Origin of the sequence: Maritimibacter alexandrii, from assembly GCF_005871115.1 — a bacterium.
Taxonomy (GTDB): Bacteria; Pseudomonadota; Alphaproteobacteria; order Rhodobacterales; family Rhodobacteraceae; genus Maritimibacter; species Maritimibacter alkaliphilus.
The window spans coordinates 524,956-540,950 of the sequence record NZ_SWKQ01000009.1 but is presented as its reverse complement, the minus strand read 5'-3'; the positions used below and the strand labels follow the sequence as shown (position 1 = coordinate 540,950).

Below are 15,995 nucleotides of genomic sequence, written 5' to 3'. Positions count from 1 at the left end.
CATGAGCACCGAAGTCCGTGTTCCCACGCTGGGCGAAAGCGTGACCGAAGCCACCGTCGCGACGTGGTTCAAGAAACCCGGCGATGCCGTGCAAGCAGACGAAATGCTGTGCGAGCTTGAAACCGACAAGGTGACGGTCGAAGTTCCGGCCCCCGCCGCCGGCACGCTGGGCGACATCGTCGCGAACGAGGGCGATACCGTGGGTGTCGACGCGCTCCTCGCCACGATCGAGGAAGGCGAGGGGGCCAAGCCCGCCAAGTCCGATAAGAAAGACGCGCCGAAGGATGAACCCAAATCCGAAGCCCCCGCTTCGGGTGGTGGCGACAGCGTCGACATCATGGTCCCCGCGCTGGGTGAATCGGTGTCCGAGGCGACCGTTTCGACGTGGTTCAAGAAAGTGGGCGACACCGTCGCGGCGGACGAGATGCTGTGTGAGCTTGAAACCGACAAGGTGTCGGTCGAAGTGCCCGCGCCCTCCGCTGGCACAATCACCGAAATCCTCGCGGACGAGGGTGAAACGGTTGCCGCCGGTGCCAAACTCGGCGTGATCTCGGCCTCGGGCGACGCCCCGGCCCCGGCGCAGAAGTCCGAAGCGCCGAAGAGCGATGAGGCCAAGTCGTCCTCCGGCAAGGACGTGGAAGATGCACCGTCCGCCAAGAAGATGATGGCCGAGGCCGGGCTTAAATCCGATGACGTCAAGGGCACGGGCCGCGATGGCCGCGTGATGAAAGAGGACGTGCAGGCCGCGATTTCGGCCTCCAAGTCCGCCGCGTCCTCGCCCGCACCGGCCAGCGCCCCGCGCGCGCCCGTCTCGGCCGACGACGAGGCCCGCGAAGAGCGCGTGAAGATGACGCGCCTGCGCCAGACCATCGCCCGCCGTCTGAAGGAAGCGCAGAACACCGCGGCCATGCTCACCACCTACAACGAGGTGGACATGACCGAGGTCATGGCGCTGCGTAACGAATACAAAGACCTGTTCTTCAAGAAGCACGGCATCAAGCTCGGCTTCATGTCCTTCTTCGTGAAGGCCTGCGCCCATGCGCTGAAAGAGGTGCCCGAGGTGAACGCCGAAATCGACGGCACCGACGTCATCTACAAGAACTACGTCCACATGGGCGTGGCCGTCGGCACGCCCACCGGGCTGGTCGTGCCGGTCGTGCGCGACGCCGATCAGATGTCGTTCCACGGGATCGAAGCCAAGATCAACGAGCTCGGCAAACGCGCCCGTGACGGCAAGCTGTCGATGGCCGAGATGCAGGGTGGATCATTCACCATCTCGAACGGTGGCGTCTATGGCTCGCTCATGTCTTCGCCGATCCTGAACCCCCCGCAGTCGGGCATTCTCGGCATGCACAAAATCCAGGATCGTCCGATGGTCGTGAACGGCGAGATCACGATCCGCCCGATGATGTATCTGGCGCTCTCCTACGACCACCGCATCGTCGACGGCAAAGGCGCCGTTACCTTCCTCGTCCGGGTGAAGGAAGCCCTCGAGGATCCGCGCCGTCTGCTGATGGATCTGTAAGGTGCGGTGGGTTGGCACCCACCCTACGGTCCCGTTTGGGACGGGGAGGGCGGGTGCAACCCACGCTGGCGCTTGGTCGGAGGCCGAATGAATGTCCATCGCGCTTTGGGGACTGGTCGGATTGGCGCTGCTGGTCCTCGTCTACGTCAGCACGGACAGCTTTCTTCTGAAAGGCAGCGTGGGCAACGCATGGACGGTCGGCGCGCGGGACAACCCGCCCGAGATCGGCCCAATTGCGGCGCGCGCCCATCGCGCGCTCTGGAACCTTCTCGAAACCGCCCCCGCCTTCCTCGCCGTCGCACTTGTCGCGGAACTCACGTCGCGGGGCGGGGCTTGGGTCGCGTGGGGCGTCGCGCTCTATCTTGGGGCGCGTATCGCCTATCTGCCCGCCTATCTCTCGGGTCTGCCTTGGGTGCGCACGGTGTTCTGGCAGGTGGCCACGCTCGGCATCGTCCTCATCCTGATTGGAGTGCTGGTCGGATGATGTTTTCCGCGCCTGATCGCCAATCCGTGAACACCCGGCGGGGGGCCGTTGACGCCAAGACCCTTCCCGCGCGATATGGCCGCGCCCCGCTTCGGGGTGTTAACAAAGGCCCCAACATGCATATCCGCCGCGCCCTCCCGCTTCTCGCTCCCCTCGCGCTTGCCGCCTGCACCGTGCCCGCTCAGATCGATCAGGCGCCGGTGCCCTACACGGCGCTCAAACCCCTGAACGAGGTCGGCACGTCGTCGTTCAGCGTGCGGGTGATGAATGGCGCGAGCCGCATTCCCAAAGAGATGACGGGTATCCCCTGCACCTTCGGCGGCGACGGCTTCGTGTCGTCCTTCACCGCGCCCGCCATTGTGACCGCACCGAACATGGGCGCGCGCACGCCCGCCGCTTCGGTCAAGTGCAGCTTCGAGGGCCGGACCCAGACCCGCGCGCTTCAGGCGCAGAACAAGACGCTGGGCGACATCACCGGAACGGTGTCGGCAGGCGCCAACGCGGGTGTCGTCGGCGTGCTCGTGGGCGGTGCCGTGGCCGCCGCCCAGACCGTCACCCGCGACAAGACCGCCGATGTCTGGGGCTACCCGGACGTGACCATCACCTTCGACTGAGGCCAGCATGACACCGGAACTCACCGTCCTCGCCCTTGCCGCCCTGCTACAGGTCGTGCAGTTCGCCCTGATGGCGATTCCGGCGAACCTCGAGCTCGGTGTCGGCAAAACGGCGTCGCCCCGCGATACGTCCCGGCTGAAGACCCCGCTGGTCGAGCAGGTTTCGGACCGGACCGGTCGACTCATGCGCGCCTTCACCAACCATTTCGAGGCGCTGATCCTGTTCACGATAGCGGTCGTGGTGGTGTCGGTGTCGGATCAGTCCACGGGCTTCACGGCGGCTTGCGCCTGGATCTACCTCGGCGCGCGCGTCCTCTACATCCCGGCCTATGCCTTCGGCTGGGTGCCGTGGCGGTCGTTCATCTTTTTCGTCGGCCTCTTGGCGACGACGCTCATGATCCTCGCCGCGCTGTTTTGAGGCGGGGGTGACAATCGTATGTACGGCATGTGCACATGATGTGTACGCGCGGTGCACAGCAAGAAACGGCCAAAGGAGGGACCTATGGCAGACTATGATGTGATCGTGATCGGCAGCGGGCCGGGGGGCTATGTCTGTGCGATCCGGTGCGCCCAACTGGGCCTCAAGACCGCCTGTGTCGAAGGGCGCGATACGCTGGGCGGCACCTGTCTGAACGTCGGCTGCATCCCGTCCAAGGCGCTTCTGCACGCGACCCATTCGCTGCACGAGGCCGAACACAACTTCGCCACCATGGGTCTCAAGGGCAAATCGCCCTCGGTCGATTGGAAGCAGATGCTTGCCTACAAGGACGACGTGGTCGGCCAGAACACCAAGGGCATCGAATTCCTGTTCAAGAAGAACAAGGTCGACTGGCTAAAGGGCTGGGGCAAAATCTCGGGCAAAGGCGAGGTCACGGTCGGGGACGAGACCCACAAGGCCAAGAATATCGTGATCGCGACCGGGTCCGAAGCGTCGAGCCTGCCGGGTGTCGAGATCGACGAGAAGGTCGTCGTGACCTCCACCGGCGCGCTGGAGCTCGGCAAGATCCCGAAGAAACTGGTGGTGATCGGCGCAGGTGTCATCGGGCTTGAGATGGGGTCGGTCTACGCACGGCTCGGGTCGGACGTGACGGTGGTGGAATACCTCGACACGATCACCCCGACGATGGACGCCGAGGTGTCCAAGCAGTTCCAGAAGCTCTTGAAGAAGCAGGGGCTGGAGTTCGTTCTGGGGGCCGCCGTTCAGGGCGTCGAGGCCATGAAGACCAAGGCCAAGGTGACCTATAAGCTCAAGAAAGACGACAGCGAAGAGGTGCTGGACGCCGACGTGGTGCTCGTCGCCACCGGTCGCCGCGCCTTCACCGATGGGCTGGGCGCGGCCGAAGCGGGGGTCGAAATGACCGACCGCGGCGTCATCAAGACCGACCACTGGAAAACCAGCGTCGACGGCATCTGGGCAATCGGCGACGTGACCTCCGGCCCGATGCTGGCGCATAAGGCCGAGGACGAAGGCATGGCGGTCGCCGAGTCGATCGCCGGTCAGGCGGGTCACGTGAATTATGACGTGATCCCCAGCGTGATCTACACGGTGCCGGAAGTGGCGGCTGTCGGGAAAACCGAGCAGGAGCTGAAGGATGAGGGGCGCGACTACAAGGTCGGCAAATTCTCGTTCATGGGCAATGCGCGCGCCAAAGCGGTGTTTCAGGGCGACGGCTTCGTGAAGATCCTGTCCGACAAGGCGACGGACCGCATACTCGGTGTCCATATCATCGGACCCTCGGCGGGCGACCTGATCCACGAGGCCTGCGTGGCGATGGAATTCGGCGCGGCCGCCGAAGACCTCGCCCGGACCTGCCATGCTCACCCGACCTTCTCGGAAGCGGTGCGCGAGGCGGCGTTGGCCTGCGGCGACGGGCCGATCCATATGTAAGAAGCACTGCGCCGCAGGCTACGCCCGCGTCGCGACGGCGCCTCGCTGCGCTCGGCTGGGGAAGACCTCGAAAGGTCGGGCTGTGTATGGCGATCGGGTAGGGGGGCTGTCTGCCCCCCTCGCCCTGCGGGCTCACCCCCCGAAGGTTTCCGGAAACAGAGAAGATGAACGGTCCACCCCCTGCTTATATGGCAGGGGGCTTCTCCGTTTACGGCCCTGGCTCCTCAGCTGGTGCCGCATGCCAACGATAGCGTGTTAACCTTAATAAGCGGTAAACCCGCCCCTTCTCTGTTTCAAAAAACCTCGGGGGGCGTTGGCCAGCTTGCTGGCCGGCGCGGGGGCAGCGCCCCCTCTGGCTTCGACGTCAGCGCGATTTTGGAGGTCGGAAACGCAAACGCCGCGCCCAAAGGGCGCGGCGCGTCGCGACGGCGAAGCCGGCGCAATCCCTGTCAGACACCCGCATCGACGATGGCATCGGCGAGGATGTCGACGGTATCCTTATTCAGCCCGGCGATGTTCATGCGGCTGTCGCCGACCATGTAGATCCCGTGCTTTTCCTTCATCGTCTCGACCTGTTCGGGGGTCGCACCCAGGCGCGAGAACATGCCGCGGTGTTCGGCGAGGAAGCCGAAACGGTCGGAGCCGGTGCGCGCCTGCAACGCCTCGGCGAGTTGCGTGCGCAGGCCGAGCATGGTGTTGCGAACCTCCTCCAGCTCCGTCTCCCATTCGGTCCGAAGCGTCGGATCGTCGAGGATCATCTGCACCACGCGCGCGCCGTGGTCCGGCGGGAACGAGAAGTTCTGACGGTTCAGGTGCGTCAGGTTCTGCTGTGTGACGGCTTTCATCTTGTCGTCGGGCGACACCGCCATCAAAAGGCCCGTGCGTTCGCGATAGACCCCGAAGTTCTTGGAGCAGCTCGCCGCGATCAGGCTTTCGGGCAGGGTCGAGGTGATGTGGCGCACGCCTAACGCGTCCGCTTCGAGCCCGTCACCGAAGCCTTGATAAGCGATGTCGATCAGCGGAAGCGCCTGTTTGGCGCCCAGAAGCTCGGTGACTTCCTTCCACTGTTCCATATTCAGATTGGCGCCTGTCGGGTTGTGGCAACAGCCGTGCAGGATCACCACGTCGCCTGCCGCCACATTGCCGAGGTCAGCCATCATGCCGGAGAAATCGACCGCACGGGTGTCGTTGTCGAAATAGCGGTACGGCGTCATCTTCATCTTGAGATGCTTGATGATCGACAGGTGGTTCGGCCAGGTCGGGTCCGACACCCAGACGGTCGCGTCGGGGTTCGCCATTTTCACAAGTTCCAGCGCCTGATGAATTGCGCCCGTGCCGCCGGGCTGGGCCGCCGCGGCGAGGCGGCCCTCTTCGACCGCGCCGTTCAGCACCAGACCGGACAGCGCCTTGACGAAGGCCGGGTCGCCGCCGAGAGCGGTGTAGCTCTTGGTCGTCTCTTTTTCGAGCAGCTGTTTCTCCGCCGTTTTCACCGCGCGCATCACCGGGGTGTTGCCGGTGGGGTCCTTGTAGACGCCCACACCAAGATCGACCTTGGTGTCGCGCGGGTCTTCGCGGTACTCGACCATGAGCGCCATGATCTTGTCTTGAGCTTGTGCGTTCAGATGTTCGAACATCTCTCTCTCCTTGTCAGCCCGAAGGGGCCGTTCGCATTCAGGCTTCGCCGGTGGCGATCTTGAGGTCGTTGTACATGCCCCATTCGGCCCACGACCCGTCATAGATCGCGTGGCGCGGGTGGCCGAGGCGGGCGAGCGCGAGGTCGATGATCGCCGCGGTCACGCCGGAGCCGCAGGACGAGATGACGGGTTTTGCGAGGTCCACGCCTGCCGCCTCGAACACGGCTTTCAGGCCGTCCACATCCTTCATCGTTCCGTCCGCGTCCAACAGGTCGGTGAAGGGCACGTTGCGTGAATTGGGGATATGGCCCGAGCGGAGGCCTTCGCGCGGCTCGGGCGCTTCGCCTTTGAACCGGGCGGCGGAGCGGGCATCGACGATCTGCCAGTCACCAAGTTTGGCGGCGGCGGCGACCTGCGTCACGTCCTTCACCATGTCGGCCTGACGGGACACGGTCATGTGGCGGTCGCGGATGATCGGCGGCATGTCTTCGGTCGGGCGGCCTTCGGCCAGCCATTTCGGCAGGCCGCCGTCCAGCACGGCGACATCGGTCTTGCCCATCAGGCGGAAGGTCCACCAGACACGCGGGGCGGAAAAAATGCCGTTGGAATCGTAGACCACGACCTGGTGACCGTCGCCGATCCCCTTGGCGCGCATCCGCGACATGAATTTTTCGACCGGCGGGGCCATGTGAGGCAGGTCGGAGCGGGCATCGGAAATCTCGTCGATGTCGAAGAACCGCGCCCCCGGAATGTGCGCTTCGTCGTATTCCGCCTGACCGTCGCGCCCGGCATCGGGCATGTGCCACGACGCGTCGATGATCCTGAGATCGGGATCGTTCAAGTGCTGGGCGAGCCAGTCGGTCGAGACCAGCGTTTTCGGATCGTCCTTGGCCATCGTGCTCCCCTCGTTCACGGGTCCGGTCTTGCCTAGCGCCGGGGGGGCGGACTGGCAAGGGGGACGGCGGGGGGCGACGTGCCGAAACGGCGTTATTTCGCGGGGGTGAGCAGCTTCAGCGCGCCGTCGACCAGCGCGGCGGCGAAGGCGTCGTCGAGCGGCTGGTGACCTGCGAGCAGGCGGTAGAGGACGGGGCCGTAGATCATGTCGAGCGTGACCTCGATCCCGTCGGGCGGGGGGATCTCGCCTCGTTCGGCTGCGGTGGCGATCAGGCTGCGCCCCGCCTCGCGCGAGGACAGGATCACGCGGTTGCGGAAGGCCCGGGTGAATTCGCTGTCCGGGTCGGCGGTGGCGAGCGCCATCGCGATCTGGCGGCCACGGGTCGTCGCGAAGGCGCGCACGAGGTCGGTGAGCTGGCGGGAGAGGGCGTGTTCCAGCGACGCGCCCTGAGACTTGCTTTCGGGAAAACCAGCCATAAGCGCGGCCATTGCAAGCTCGGAGGCGTTGGCCCAGTGGCGATAGATCGTCGGCTTGCCAACGCCGGAGCGGGCCGCGACCGCCTCGACCGACAATCGACCGAAACCCTGATCGAACAGGATCTCGCGCGCGGCGGCGAGCGCCTTGTCTCGTGCGGCCTTGGAGGGTGGGCGACCGCGGGGTCTGGGGGTGTCTTGACTCATTTAATTACGATACGTAACGTAAATAAGCGAGTCGGGCAAGGATGGACGGCGATGAAACTCATTCCCTATATCGTCTGCCGGGACGCGCCGGCGGCCATCGATTTCTACGTTGCGGCCTTTGGTGCGGTCGAGGATTTCCGGATGACCGAGCCGGGCTCCGGCAAGCTGGGCCATGCTGAGCTGGAGATCGGTGGCGCGCGGCTGATGCTCGCTGATGAATGGCCGGATTTCGGCGCGCTCTCGCCCGACAGTATCGGTGGCACGGCGGTCACGCTTTACCTTCAGGTCGAGGATGTGGATGCGGTCGTCGCACAGGCCGAACAGGCCGGCGCGATGGTGCTGCGCGCGCCAGCCGATCAGAGTTTCGGGGAACGCACGGCGACGGTGCAGGACCCGTTCGGGCACCGCTGGATGCTGGCCAAGGTCAAGGAAGTGCTGACCGGGGAAGAAATGCAGAAGCGGTGGGAGGCGGAGGTCGGCTAGACCACCGCCTGAAAGACGAGCCCCGCAAGGATCGCGCCCAAGACTCCGAGGCCGAGGTAAAGCGCGAAGACACGCGGCTTCACCAGCGCCCAGACCGCGGCCATCGCCGGGATCGAACTGACCGCGCCCGCGACCATGAAGGACATGGCGGCCCCGGAGCTCATCCCCTGTTCCATGAGACCGGCGAGCAGGGCGGGCGCCACGTAGCTGTTGAGATAGGCGGGCATACCGACCAGCGCCGAGAGCGCGATGGGACCAGCGCCCGTGCCGCCCACGACCGAGGCGATCATCTCGGCGGGCATGTAGGTGATGAGCAGGGCCTCCAGGATATAGGCCAGCACCAGCCATTTGGTGAGGAACACGAGGTTTTCCCATCCTTCGTGGCGGAAAGCTTGGCGGCGCGCGGCCTCGGTCCAGATGCGCCAGTGAGGACGCCCGGTGGCCGGGTTCGCGCCGCAGCCGCATCCCTGTTTCGGGCGCGGTTTGGCGACGTTCGCGAGCAGACCCGCGCGAGAGAGCGCCATGGTCGCGAAGCCTCCGAAAAGGCCGAGGCCGACGGCGGCGGTGGCTTTGCCGATGGCGAAGGGCCAGTCGAGCGCGGCGGCGGTGATGAGGAGCGAGCCCGGGTCGATCAGGGGCGATGCGAGCCAGAAGGCCATGATCGCGGCGATGGGTGCCCCGAGCGCGATGAGGCCCGCGACGAAGGGAATGACCTCGCAGGAGCAGAACGGGGCGAGGCCGCCGAAGAGGGCGGCGAGCACGATGGCAGATGCCTCGCGCCTCTCGAAGGCGCGCCCGATCAGGGTTTCGGCGCCGGAGGCCTTGAGATAGGCGACCAGAGCGACCGCGACGAGAATGAAGGGCAGGGTGCCTGCGAAGGCGCGGAGGGCATCGGTGCCGATTGTCGCAAGACGGGTCGGGTCGAGAACGGCGACCGTTATGAGCGCGAGGGCCGACGCCGTCCACGGAGATCTGAGGCGCTTCGCAATCTCGCCGACAGATGGCGCGCGCGGTGCTGTGCTGTCGGTCATGCCGCTTCTCCCCCGGTGCAGCCGCAGGTGTCGTCGCACCCGTCCTTGGCGCAGCCCGATCCGCAGGTATCGCTGCATTCGTCGGCGCAGCATTCCTCGACGATGTAGGCCGCAAGCGCACGCAATTGGTCGAAGCTCGCCCGGCTGATCGTTTCGCGCCCCTGCCGTTCCTGAAGGACGAGGCCGCCCGCGACGAGGAACTTGAGGTGATGGGCGAGGGTGGAAGGCGCGATTCCGGTCCGCTCCTGGATGCGAGCCATGTTGAGCCCGCTTTCACCAGCGCGCACCAGGGATTTCAAAACCGACAGACGGGATTCCGAGCCAATGGCAGAGAAACCGGCGGAGGCCGCTTCGGGGGTCATGAGGATACCTTTCAACTAATAAACTAGATTTATAGTTGATTCGGTCCGTCTGTCCAGTGGGGAGCGGATTTGGAGCGTTTGGTGGGGTGAAGGCCGGGGTCTTGGTATGCACCAGAATCCTAGGATACTAGGATTCTAGTATCCTGAAATGCATAGATTTCAGAGAGTTACAGGCCGCTCATGCCTCCAGCGTTAACGAAGTTCTTAACGCGCTCAACCAGCAGCGCGTCTGAGCGCCCGCTCCAGCCCATCGCGAAACCGCGACCGGTGCGCTTTGGAAAACGCCTTGCCGCCACCCTGCCGGAACGGGTCCGCAGCCCGGAGGTCCGCCATGAGATCACGCGTGGCAAGCACCTGTCCGATGTTCGCGACCGTCAGCGCCTCGCCGTCATGTTTGACCACCTGTGCGCCTGCTTCGACGCATTTCGAGGCGAGCGGGATATCTCCCGTCACCACCACATCGCCGGGCCCGGCGCGTTCGGCGATCCACTTGTCCGCTTCGTCCGGTCCGTCGGGCACGTAGATCACTTCGATCAGAGGGTTGGACGACGGGCGAAGACCGCCGTTGCACACCAGCGCCAGCCGAACCTTGTGGCGCGTGGCCACAGCTTCCGCCTCGGCCTTGACCGGGCAGGCGTCGGCATCGACGTAGATCACCCGTAAAGCGCCTCGGCGTGGAAGGCGACATGCTCTTCCATGAAGCTCTGCACGAAGAAATACGAATGGTCGTACCCCGGTTGCAGCCGCATGATCGCCTGCTGGCGCTTCTGCCCGACCTCCTGCATCAAAGTCTCCGGCATCAGCAGATCGATGAACTGATCCTTGGTGCCGGTGTCGACCAGCATCGGCCCGTCGAACCCGCGTTCGCGCATCAGGAACACGGCGTCATGCGCTTCCCACGCGTCCTGATCGTCGCCGAGATAGGCGGTGAGCTGCTTCTGACCCCAGTCCGAGGCGGTCGGGTGGCAGATCGGCGCGAAGGCCGAGATCGAGCAGAACCGTTCCGGCAGGGTCATTCCGATGGTGAGTGCGCCGTGACCGCCCATCGAATGTCCGGTGATCGACTGGCGTTCAGGGTCGAGGGCGAAGTGGTTGAACAAAAGCTCCGGCAGATCCTCGGTGATGTAATCCCACATCCGGAAATGCTGCGACCATGGCGGTTCGGTGGCGTTGACGTAAAAGCCCGCACCTTGGCCAAGGTCATAGGCTTCGTCATCGGCCACACCCGGTCCGCGCGGCGACGTGTCGGGAAAGACAAGCGCGATCCCATGTTCGGCCGCCCAGCTTTGGGCACCGGCCTTTGTCATCGCGTTCTCATGCGTGCAGGTCAGGCCCGACAAATACCACAAAAGCGGCACCGGCCCTTCGCGGGCTTCCTCGGGCAGGAACAGCCCAAAGGTCATGTCCGTGCGCGTCGCGTTCGAAGAATGGGTATAGACCCCCTGAACCCCGCCAAAGCAGGCGTTTTCAGACTGTATTTGCACGGTTGACCCCTCCTTCGTTCATTGCGCCGACCTGAACATGAGGGGCGTGGAAGGGCAAGCGGTTGGTGATGTTTCAGGCGCGCCCGCCGCCGGACGACAGGACCGAAGGGTCGATACCCAGCTTGCGCAGCGCGCGCGACCATTTGGACTCGTTGTCGCTGTCGAACACGATGGCCGCATCGGCATCCACCATTAGCCAGGCGTTTTCCTGCAACTCGCCCTCGAGCTGGCCCGGTCCCCACCCGGCATAGCCCAGCGCGGTCAGCGCCTTGTCCGGCCCGTCACCGTTCGCGATGTCTACAAGGATATCCTTGGTCGCCGTCATGCCGAAACCGCCGTCGACCGCGAGCGTGCCCGCGCTGCCCTCGTAGTCGCCGGAATGGAGGACGAAGCCGCGCCCGCCCTCGACCGGGCCGCCGAAATGAACGTGGATGCCGGCGCTTCCGGCACCGCGCCCGATCTCAAGTTGGTCGAGAACGTCGTCGAGCACGATATCGGGCACCGTCTTGTTCACGATCAGGCCCATCGCGCCTTCGTCCGAATAGGCGCACAGGAACACCACGCTCGATTCGAACCGGGGATCGCCCATGCCGGGCATCGCGACGAGCAGCTTGCCCGTCAGGTCGCTGAAATTCACAGGCGTCTTCATGTCCCAAAGATGGGCATGCGGGCCACAGGTTTGCAAGGGCTTCGCTCGGATCGCGGGGGACTGGCAGGAATGTGACTTTTGCTTCACGCGATGCTGGCTATATCGGATGCATGAAGTTGCGAACTGCCCCCCTTTTCCTCGCTTTGGCGATGCTGGCCACACCTGTGTCGGCCGAGCCTGCGCCTGCGAATGTCACGCTCCTGCCCGGCTGGCGTATGGAGAATGGTCATCACATGGCTGCGATCCGCGTCGATCTGTCGGATGGGTGGAAGACCTACTGGCGCGCACCGGGCGAGGGCGGGATCCCGCCCGAAATCGACTGGTCGCAATCGTCGAACGTGGCCGGGGTCACGTTTCACTGGCCGGTGCCGGAAGTTATCCGGCGCGACGGGGTGACGACGATCGGATACGAGGACGAACTCGTGCTGCCCGTCGAACTGGTCCCCGCGCGCGGCGGCGAAGCCATTCATATCGACGCCGACGTGCTGGTCGGTATCTGCGAGGAAATCTGCGTGCCGCTCGAGACCGGCTTCGATTCGGTCCTGCCAGCCGACCTGACCGCGCCCGATCCCGTGATCGAACGCGCGTTGGCGGCCCGGCCGGACACGGCCGCCGAAGCGGGGGTGTCCGCCGCCAGCTGCAAGCGCGAGGAGCTTTCCGACGGTGTGCGCCTGACCGCTCAGATCGACATGCCGTCGCTGGGTGGCGACGAACTGGTGGTCATGGAGGCCGCGAACCCGGCGATCTGGGTATCCGAAGCCGTGGCAACGCGCGGGGCCGAAGGGGCACTCATGGCGCATGCGGATTTCGTGCCGCCGAACGCGCGACCCTTCGACATCGAGGGCGACGAGGTGCGTCTGACGGTCATCGGTGCGGGCCGCGCCGTGGATATTCCCGGCTGCGACCTGTCAGAGTGACTTTGGCCTGACGATCAGGGCCGTCACATAGGCCCCCACCGCGACCAGCGCGGCCCCCAGTACGAACAGACCCGTCGCCGCGCCGATCGTCCCGGTCCCGCCGGGCATCGTTCCGGTGACCAGCACCCATCCCATCGTCGCCACGAACAGCGCAGCGATGAGACTGGCCGACACCGCCATGATCCGCATGACCCAAGGTGCACGGTGCCCGATGGCAAGACCGTGGCGCAGCGCGTTCATCTGCCGCCGGACGTCTTCTTGCATGGCGAGGATCGCGGGCACGACGAGCAGGACGAGGAAGAAGCCGAAGCCAAGCCCATAGACGAGCGTGACGACCGTGGGTTTCAGGAACTGCGCCTGTTGCGAGCTTTCGAACAAGAGCGGAAGCAGGCCCAGCACCGTGGTCGCGGTCGTCAGGAACACCGGGCGCAGACGGTCCGCCACCGCATCGACGATAGCCGGGCGAATGCCGCGTTCGGCGGCGTATTCATCCACGGTCGACACCAGCACGATGGAATCGTTGATGATGATCCCGACCATGCCGATCAGACCCACGACCGAGAACATCGACAGCGGAATGTTCCAGGCATGGTGGCCATAGATCGCGCCGATCAGGCCGAAGGGGATGATCGCCATGACGACGAGCGGACGGGTCCAGCTTGAAAAGATCCACGCCAGCACGATGTAGATGCCGACAAGGCACAGGACGAGGCCGACCATGGCGTCGGACAGGAACTGATCCTCTTGCTCGCTCAGGCCCGACAGGCGGTATTCGACGCCGTAGTCCTCGGCGATGGTGGGCAGGATGGTCTGCTCCATCGCAAGCTGGATCTCGGCGGCCCGGTCGGCGTCGCCTTCGTCCATGTCCCCCGTCACCTCGACCACGCGCAGGCCGTTCTCGCGGTTGACGCTGGCGAACCCGGTGCGGGAGGTGACGCGCACGATGTCCGAGAGGTTCACGTAGTTCCCGGCATCGGTGCGAAGCTGCGACTTTTCGAGGAAGGCGAGGGAAAGCTCCTCGTCCGGCAGTTCGACCCGGATCGCGGCGGAGCGCATTCCGTCGGGATAGGTCGCGGCCTCGATCCCAGACAAGCGATTGCGCAGCACTTGCCCGACATCGTCGATGGCGAAGCCCAGCGCCTGCCCCTGCGGGGTAAGTTCCAGAACCAGTTCTTCCTTGTCGTAGGCGAGGCTGTCTTCCAGTGCCGATATCTCCGGGAAATCGCTAAGCGCGGTCTTGAGTGCTTCGGCGGCGGCTTTCAGAAGCTCGTTGTCGGCCCCCATAAGCTGAATATCGATGGCATCCCCGCCCGGCCCGAACCGGCCGCCGCGGAACGAGAATTCTTCGAGCAGCGGGTGCTGCGGCACCGCGTCCTGCACGATCGAGACGAATTCGAACGAGGAATAGGGGCGAAGATCGGCGTCGATCAGTTCGATGGTGATCGCGCCCAGCAGGTCTTCGTCTTTGTCCTCGGCGCTGGCAAGGCCACGGCCCGACGAGCCGCCGATTTCGGCAAGGACATAGGTGATCGGATTGCGCCCGTGTTCCTCTTCAAGCCGTTTTCCGGTCGCGTCCACCGAGGCCTGAAGCTGGCGCAGGAACCTGAGCGTATCCTCGCGCGATGCGCCGTTCACCATCGCGAAGCTGCCGGTCACGGTGCCCTGCTCAGGCGCGTTGAAAAAGCGGAAAGGCACGTCGCCCCGGATGAACAGCCCCGCCTGCGTGGCAAGCAGCAGAACGCCCCCCGCGAAGACCGCGTATCGTGCGGTGACGACCCAGGTCATGAGCGGACGGAACAGCGTCTCGCGGAACCAGCGGAACCCCTTGTTCACCTGCCGCGACGGCCAGTCGTACCAGTGTTCCTTCGCCGCATGGGCGAGTGCGTGCGACATATGGTTGGGCAGGATCAGGAAGCATTCGACGAGCGAGGCGGTGAGGACCGCGATCACGGTGAAGGGCACGTCCGCGATGAACTCGCCGAACCGGCCCTCGATCATGGTCAGCCCGAAAAAGGCGATGATCGTCGTCAGGGTCGAGGAAAACACGGGCGAGAACATGCGCCGCGCCGCGTTCTCGGCGGCTTCGACCGGGGCCTCGCCGCGCCGTCGCGCCCGGAAATCGGCGTGCTCGCCCACGACGATGGCGTCGTCCACGACGATCCCCAGCGTGATGATGAGCGCGAAGAGCGAGATCATGTTGATGGTCAGCCCGAACATATACATGATCGCGACCGCAGCCAGCATGGACACCGGAATACCCGCTGCGACCCAAAGCGCCGTGCGCGCGTTCAGGAACAGAAACAGCGTGATGAGAACGAGGACGAGGCCCATCGCCCCGTTTTCCATCAGGATATTGAGGCGTCCGGTGATAAGCTCGGCCCGCGTGCGCACAAGGTCGATGGACACGCCCTGCGGCAGCGTGGTCATCATCCGTTCGGCGACCTGTTCGACCGTGCGCTGGATGCCGATGGCGTCGCCCGCCGCGTTGCGGTCGACCCGCACGGTCACGGCGGGGTTGTCGCCCACGAAAAACGTGCGGGCGCGGTCCACGCCCTCCACCCGAACCGTGGCCACGTCGCCGACGGTCAGCGTCGCGCCGTCCAGTTCCGAGCGCAGCACGATGGCCTCGATCTCGTCCGCCGAACGCTTTTCGACGCCTGCCCGGATGCGCGCCGCGCCCGACGCCACGTTGCCCGCCGGGCTCGCCTCGGCCTCGCCCGCGATGGCCTGGGCGATCTGCGCCATTGTCACGTCGTAACGAACAAGATCGGCGGTCTTGACCTCGACCACCGTCTGCGGGGCGACGACGCCCTGAATGGTGGTGCGCGTCACACCCTCTTGGAACAACCGTGCGACCATTTCGTCCGAGAACCGGGCGAGCTGGTCGATGCCCACGGGTCCGGTGATGACCACATCCGTCACCCGGTCGCGCCAGCCGCCGCCCGAGACGTTCGGGTCTTCGGCGGCGTCAGGCAGGTTCGAGACGCTGTCGACGGCGGCCTGAACGTCGTCCAGTGCCTGCGCCATGTTCCAGCCGGGTTCGAACTCCAGCCGAATATAGGCGGACCCTTCGCGGGCGCGTGACGAGCTTTCGTCCACGCCGTCGATGGCCAGAAGCGTGGGTTCGAGCACTTGAATGATGCCCGCGTCCACGTCTTCGGCGCCGGCACCGCTCCACGTTACCGTCACGCGGATGTCGTCGACGACGACGTCGGGAAAGAACTGCGCGCGCATGTTGGGCATCGCGGCAAGGCCCGCCACCATGAGCAGCACGAAGAGCAGGTTCGCCACCGTGGCGTGGCGGGTGAAGTAGGACAGGATGCCCCCGGCGTTGACGCGACCCGCCATG

The 15,995-nt window shown here is 65.1% G+C and carries 16 protein-coding genes; 7 read left to right on the top strand and 9 right to left on the bottom strand.

Annotated elements, in window-relative coordinates; translation table 11 throughout:
- Position 1 precedes the first annotated feature (1 nt).
- The 5 genes from odhB to lpdA all read left to right on the top strand — a co-directional run bounded on the left by odhB (position 2) and on the right by lpdA (position 4,511).
- Complete coding sequence (gene odhB / locus FCT00_RS03475) at positions 2–1,525, top strand: 2-oxoglutarate dehydrogenase complex dihydrolipoyllysine-residue succinyltransferase (protein ID WP_138421855.1); 1,524 nt, start codon at positions 2–4, stop codon at positions 1,523–1,525.
- A 91-nt stretch (positions 1,526–1,616) separates the two neighbouring features.
- Complete coding sequence (locus FCT00_RS03470; protein ID WP_138421854.1) at positions 1,617–2,009, top strand: MAPEG family protein; 393 nt, start codon at positions 1,617–1,619, stop codon at positions 2,007–2,009.
- A gap of 116 nt (positions 2,010–2,125) precedes the next feature.
- The gene (locus tag FCT00_RS03465) at positions 2,126–2,623 is read left to right on the top strand and encodes a hypothetical protein (protein ID WP_040885127.1); all 498 of its coding nucleotides are present in this window, start codon (positions 2,126–2,128) and stop codon (positions 2,621–2,623) included.
- A 7-nt stretch (positions 2,624–2,630) separates the two neighbouring features.
- Entirely contained in the window at positions 2,631–3,041 is a 411-nt protein-coding gene (locus tag FCT00_RS03460; RefSeq protein WP_138421853.1) for an MAPEG family protein, read from the top strand.
- Between the two features lie 84 nt (positions 3,042–3,125).
- Entirely contained in the window at positions 3,126–4,511 is a 1,386-nt protein-coding gene (gene lpdA / locus FCT00_RS03455; protein WP_138421852.1) for a dihydrolipoyl dehydrogenase, read from the top strand.
- Between the two features lie 449 nt (positions 4,512–4,960).
- Here lpdA and FCT00_RS03450 read toward each other — a convergent pair whose 3' ends face one another.
- The 3 genes from FCT00_RS03450 to FCT00_RS03440 form a co-directional block, all read right to left on the bottom strand.
- Entirely contained in the window at positions 4,961–6,145 is a 1,185-nt protein-coding gene (locus FCT00_RS03450) for an amino acid aminotransferase (RefSeq protein WP_138421851.1), read from the bottom strand.
- 37 nt (positions 6,146–6,182) lie between these two features.
- The gene (gene sseA, locus FCT00_RS03445) at positions 6,183–7,040 is read right to left on the bottom strand and encodes a 3-mercaptopyruvate sulfurtransferase (protein WP_138421850.1); all 858 of its coding nucleotides are present in this window, start codon (positions 7,038–7,040) and stop codon (positions 6,183–6,185) included.
- Positions 7,041–7,132: 92 nt separating this feature from the next.
- The gene (locus FCT00_RS03440; protein WP_138421849.1) at positions 7,133–7,720 is read right to left on the bottom strand and encodes a TetR/AcrR family transcriptional regulator; all 588 of its coding nucleotides are present in this window, start codon (positions 7,718–7,720) and stop codon (positions 7,133–7,135) included.
- A 51-nt stretch (positions 7,721–7,771) separates the two neighbouring features.
- Between FCT00_RS03440 and FCT00_RS03435 the strand changes: the two genes are divergently transcribed.
- Complete coding sequence (locus FCT00_RS03435) at positions 7,772–8,203, top strand: VOC family protein (protein ID WP_138421848.1); 432 nt, start codon at positions 7,772–7,774, stop codon at positions 8,201–8,203.
- On the opposite strand, the gene FCT00_RS03430 is transcribed toward FCT00_RS03435, so the two are convergent.
- The 5 genes from FCT00_RS03430 to FCT00_RS03410 all read right to left on the bottom strand — a co-directional run bounded on the left by FCT00_RS03430 (position 8,200) and on the right by FCT00_RS03410 (position 11,729).
- Positions 8,200–9,234 (bottom strand): permease, encoded by a 1,035-nt coding sequence (locus FCT00_RS03430; protein ID WP_138421847.1) that lies wholly within the window; start codon positions 9,232–9,234, stop codon positions 8,200–8,202. The genes FCT00_RS03435 and FCT00_RS03430 overlap by 4 nt on opposite strands.
- Positions 9,231–9,596, bottom strand: coding sequence for an ArsR/SmtB family transcription factor (locus FCT00_RS03425; RefSeq protein ID WP_138422550.1), 366 nt, complete (start codon positions 9,594–9,596; stop codon positions 9,231–9,233). The genes FCT00_RS03430 and FCT00_RS03425 overlap by 4 nt, the downstream gene beginning before the upstream one ends.
- Positions 9,597–9,809: 213 nt before the next feature.
- On the bottom strand, positions 9,810–10,253 hold the full coding sequence (locus FCT00_RS03420; protein WP_138421846.1) for a YaiI/YqxD family protein: 444 nt from the start codon (positions 10,251–10,253) through the stop codon (positions 9,810–9,812).
- Entirely contained in the window at positions 10,250–11,080 is an 831-nt protein-coding gene (gene fghA / locus FCT00_RS03415) for an S-formylglutathione hydrolase (protein WP_138421845.1), read from the bottom strand. Before fghA ends, FCT00_RS03420 begins: the two co-directional genes overlap by 4 nt.
- A gap of 73 nt (positions 11,081–11,153) precedes the next feature.
- Positions 11,154–11,729 carry a YqgE/AlgH family protein gene (locus FCT00_RS03410; RefSeq protein WP_008333950.1) on the bottom strand — a complete coding sequence of 192 codons (576 nt, stop codon included), beginning with the start codon at positions 11,727–11,729 and terminating at the stop codon, positions 11,154–11,156.
- A 110-nt stretch (positions 11,730–11,839) separates the two neighbouring features.
- Here FCT00_RS03410 and FCT00_RS03405 point away from each other — a divergent pair, with 110 nt between their 5' ends.
- Positions 11,840–12,646 (top strand): protein-disulfide reductase DsbD domain-containing protein, encoded by an 807-nt coding sequence (locus FCT00_RS03405; protein ID WP_138421844.1) that lies wholly within the window; start codon positions 11,840–11,842, stop codon positions 12,644–12,646.
- Here FCT00_RS03405 and FCT00_RS03400 read toward each other — a convergent pair.
- Positions 12,638–15,994, bottom strand: a complete 3,357-nt coding sequence (locus tag FCT00_RS03400) for an efflux RND transporter permease subunit (RefSeq protein WP_138421843.1) — start codon at positions 15,992–15,994, stop codon at positions 12,638–12,640. The genes FCT00_RS03405 and FCT00_RS03400 overlap by 9 nt on opposite strands.
- Between the last annotated feature and the right edge of the window lies 1 nt (position 15,995).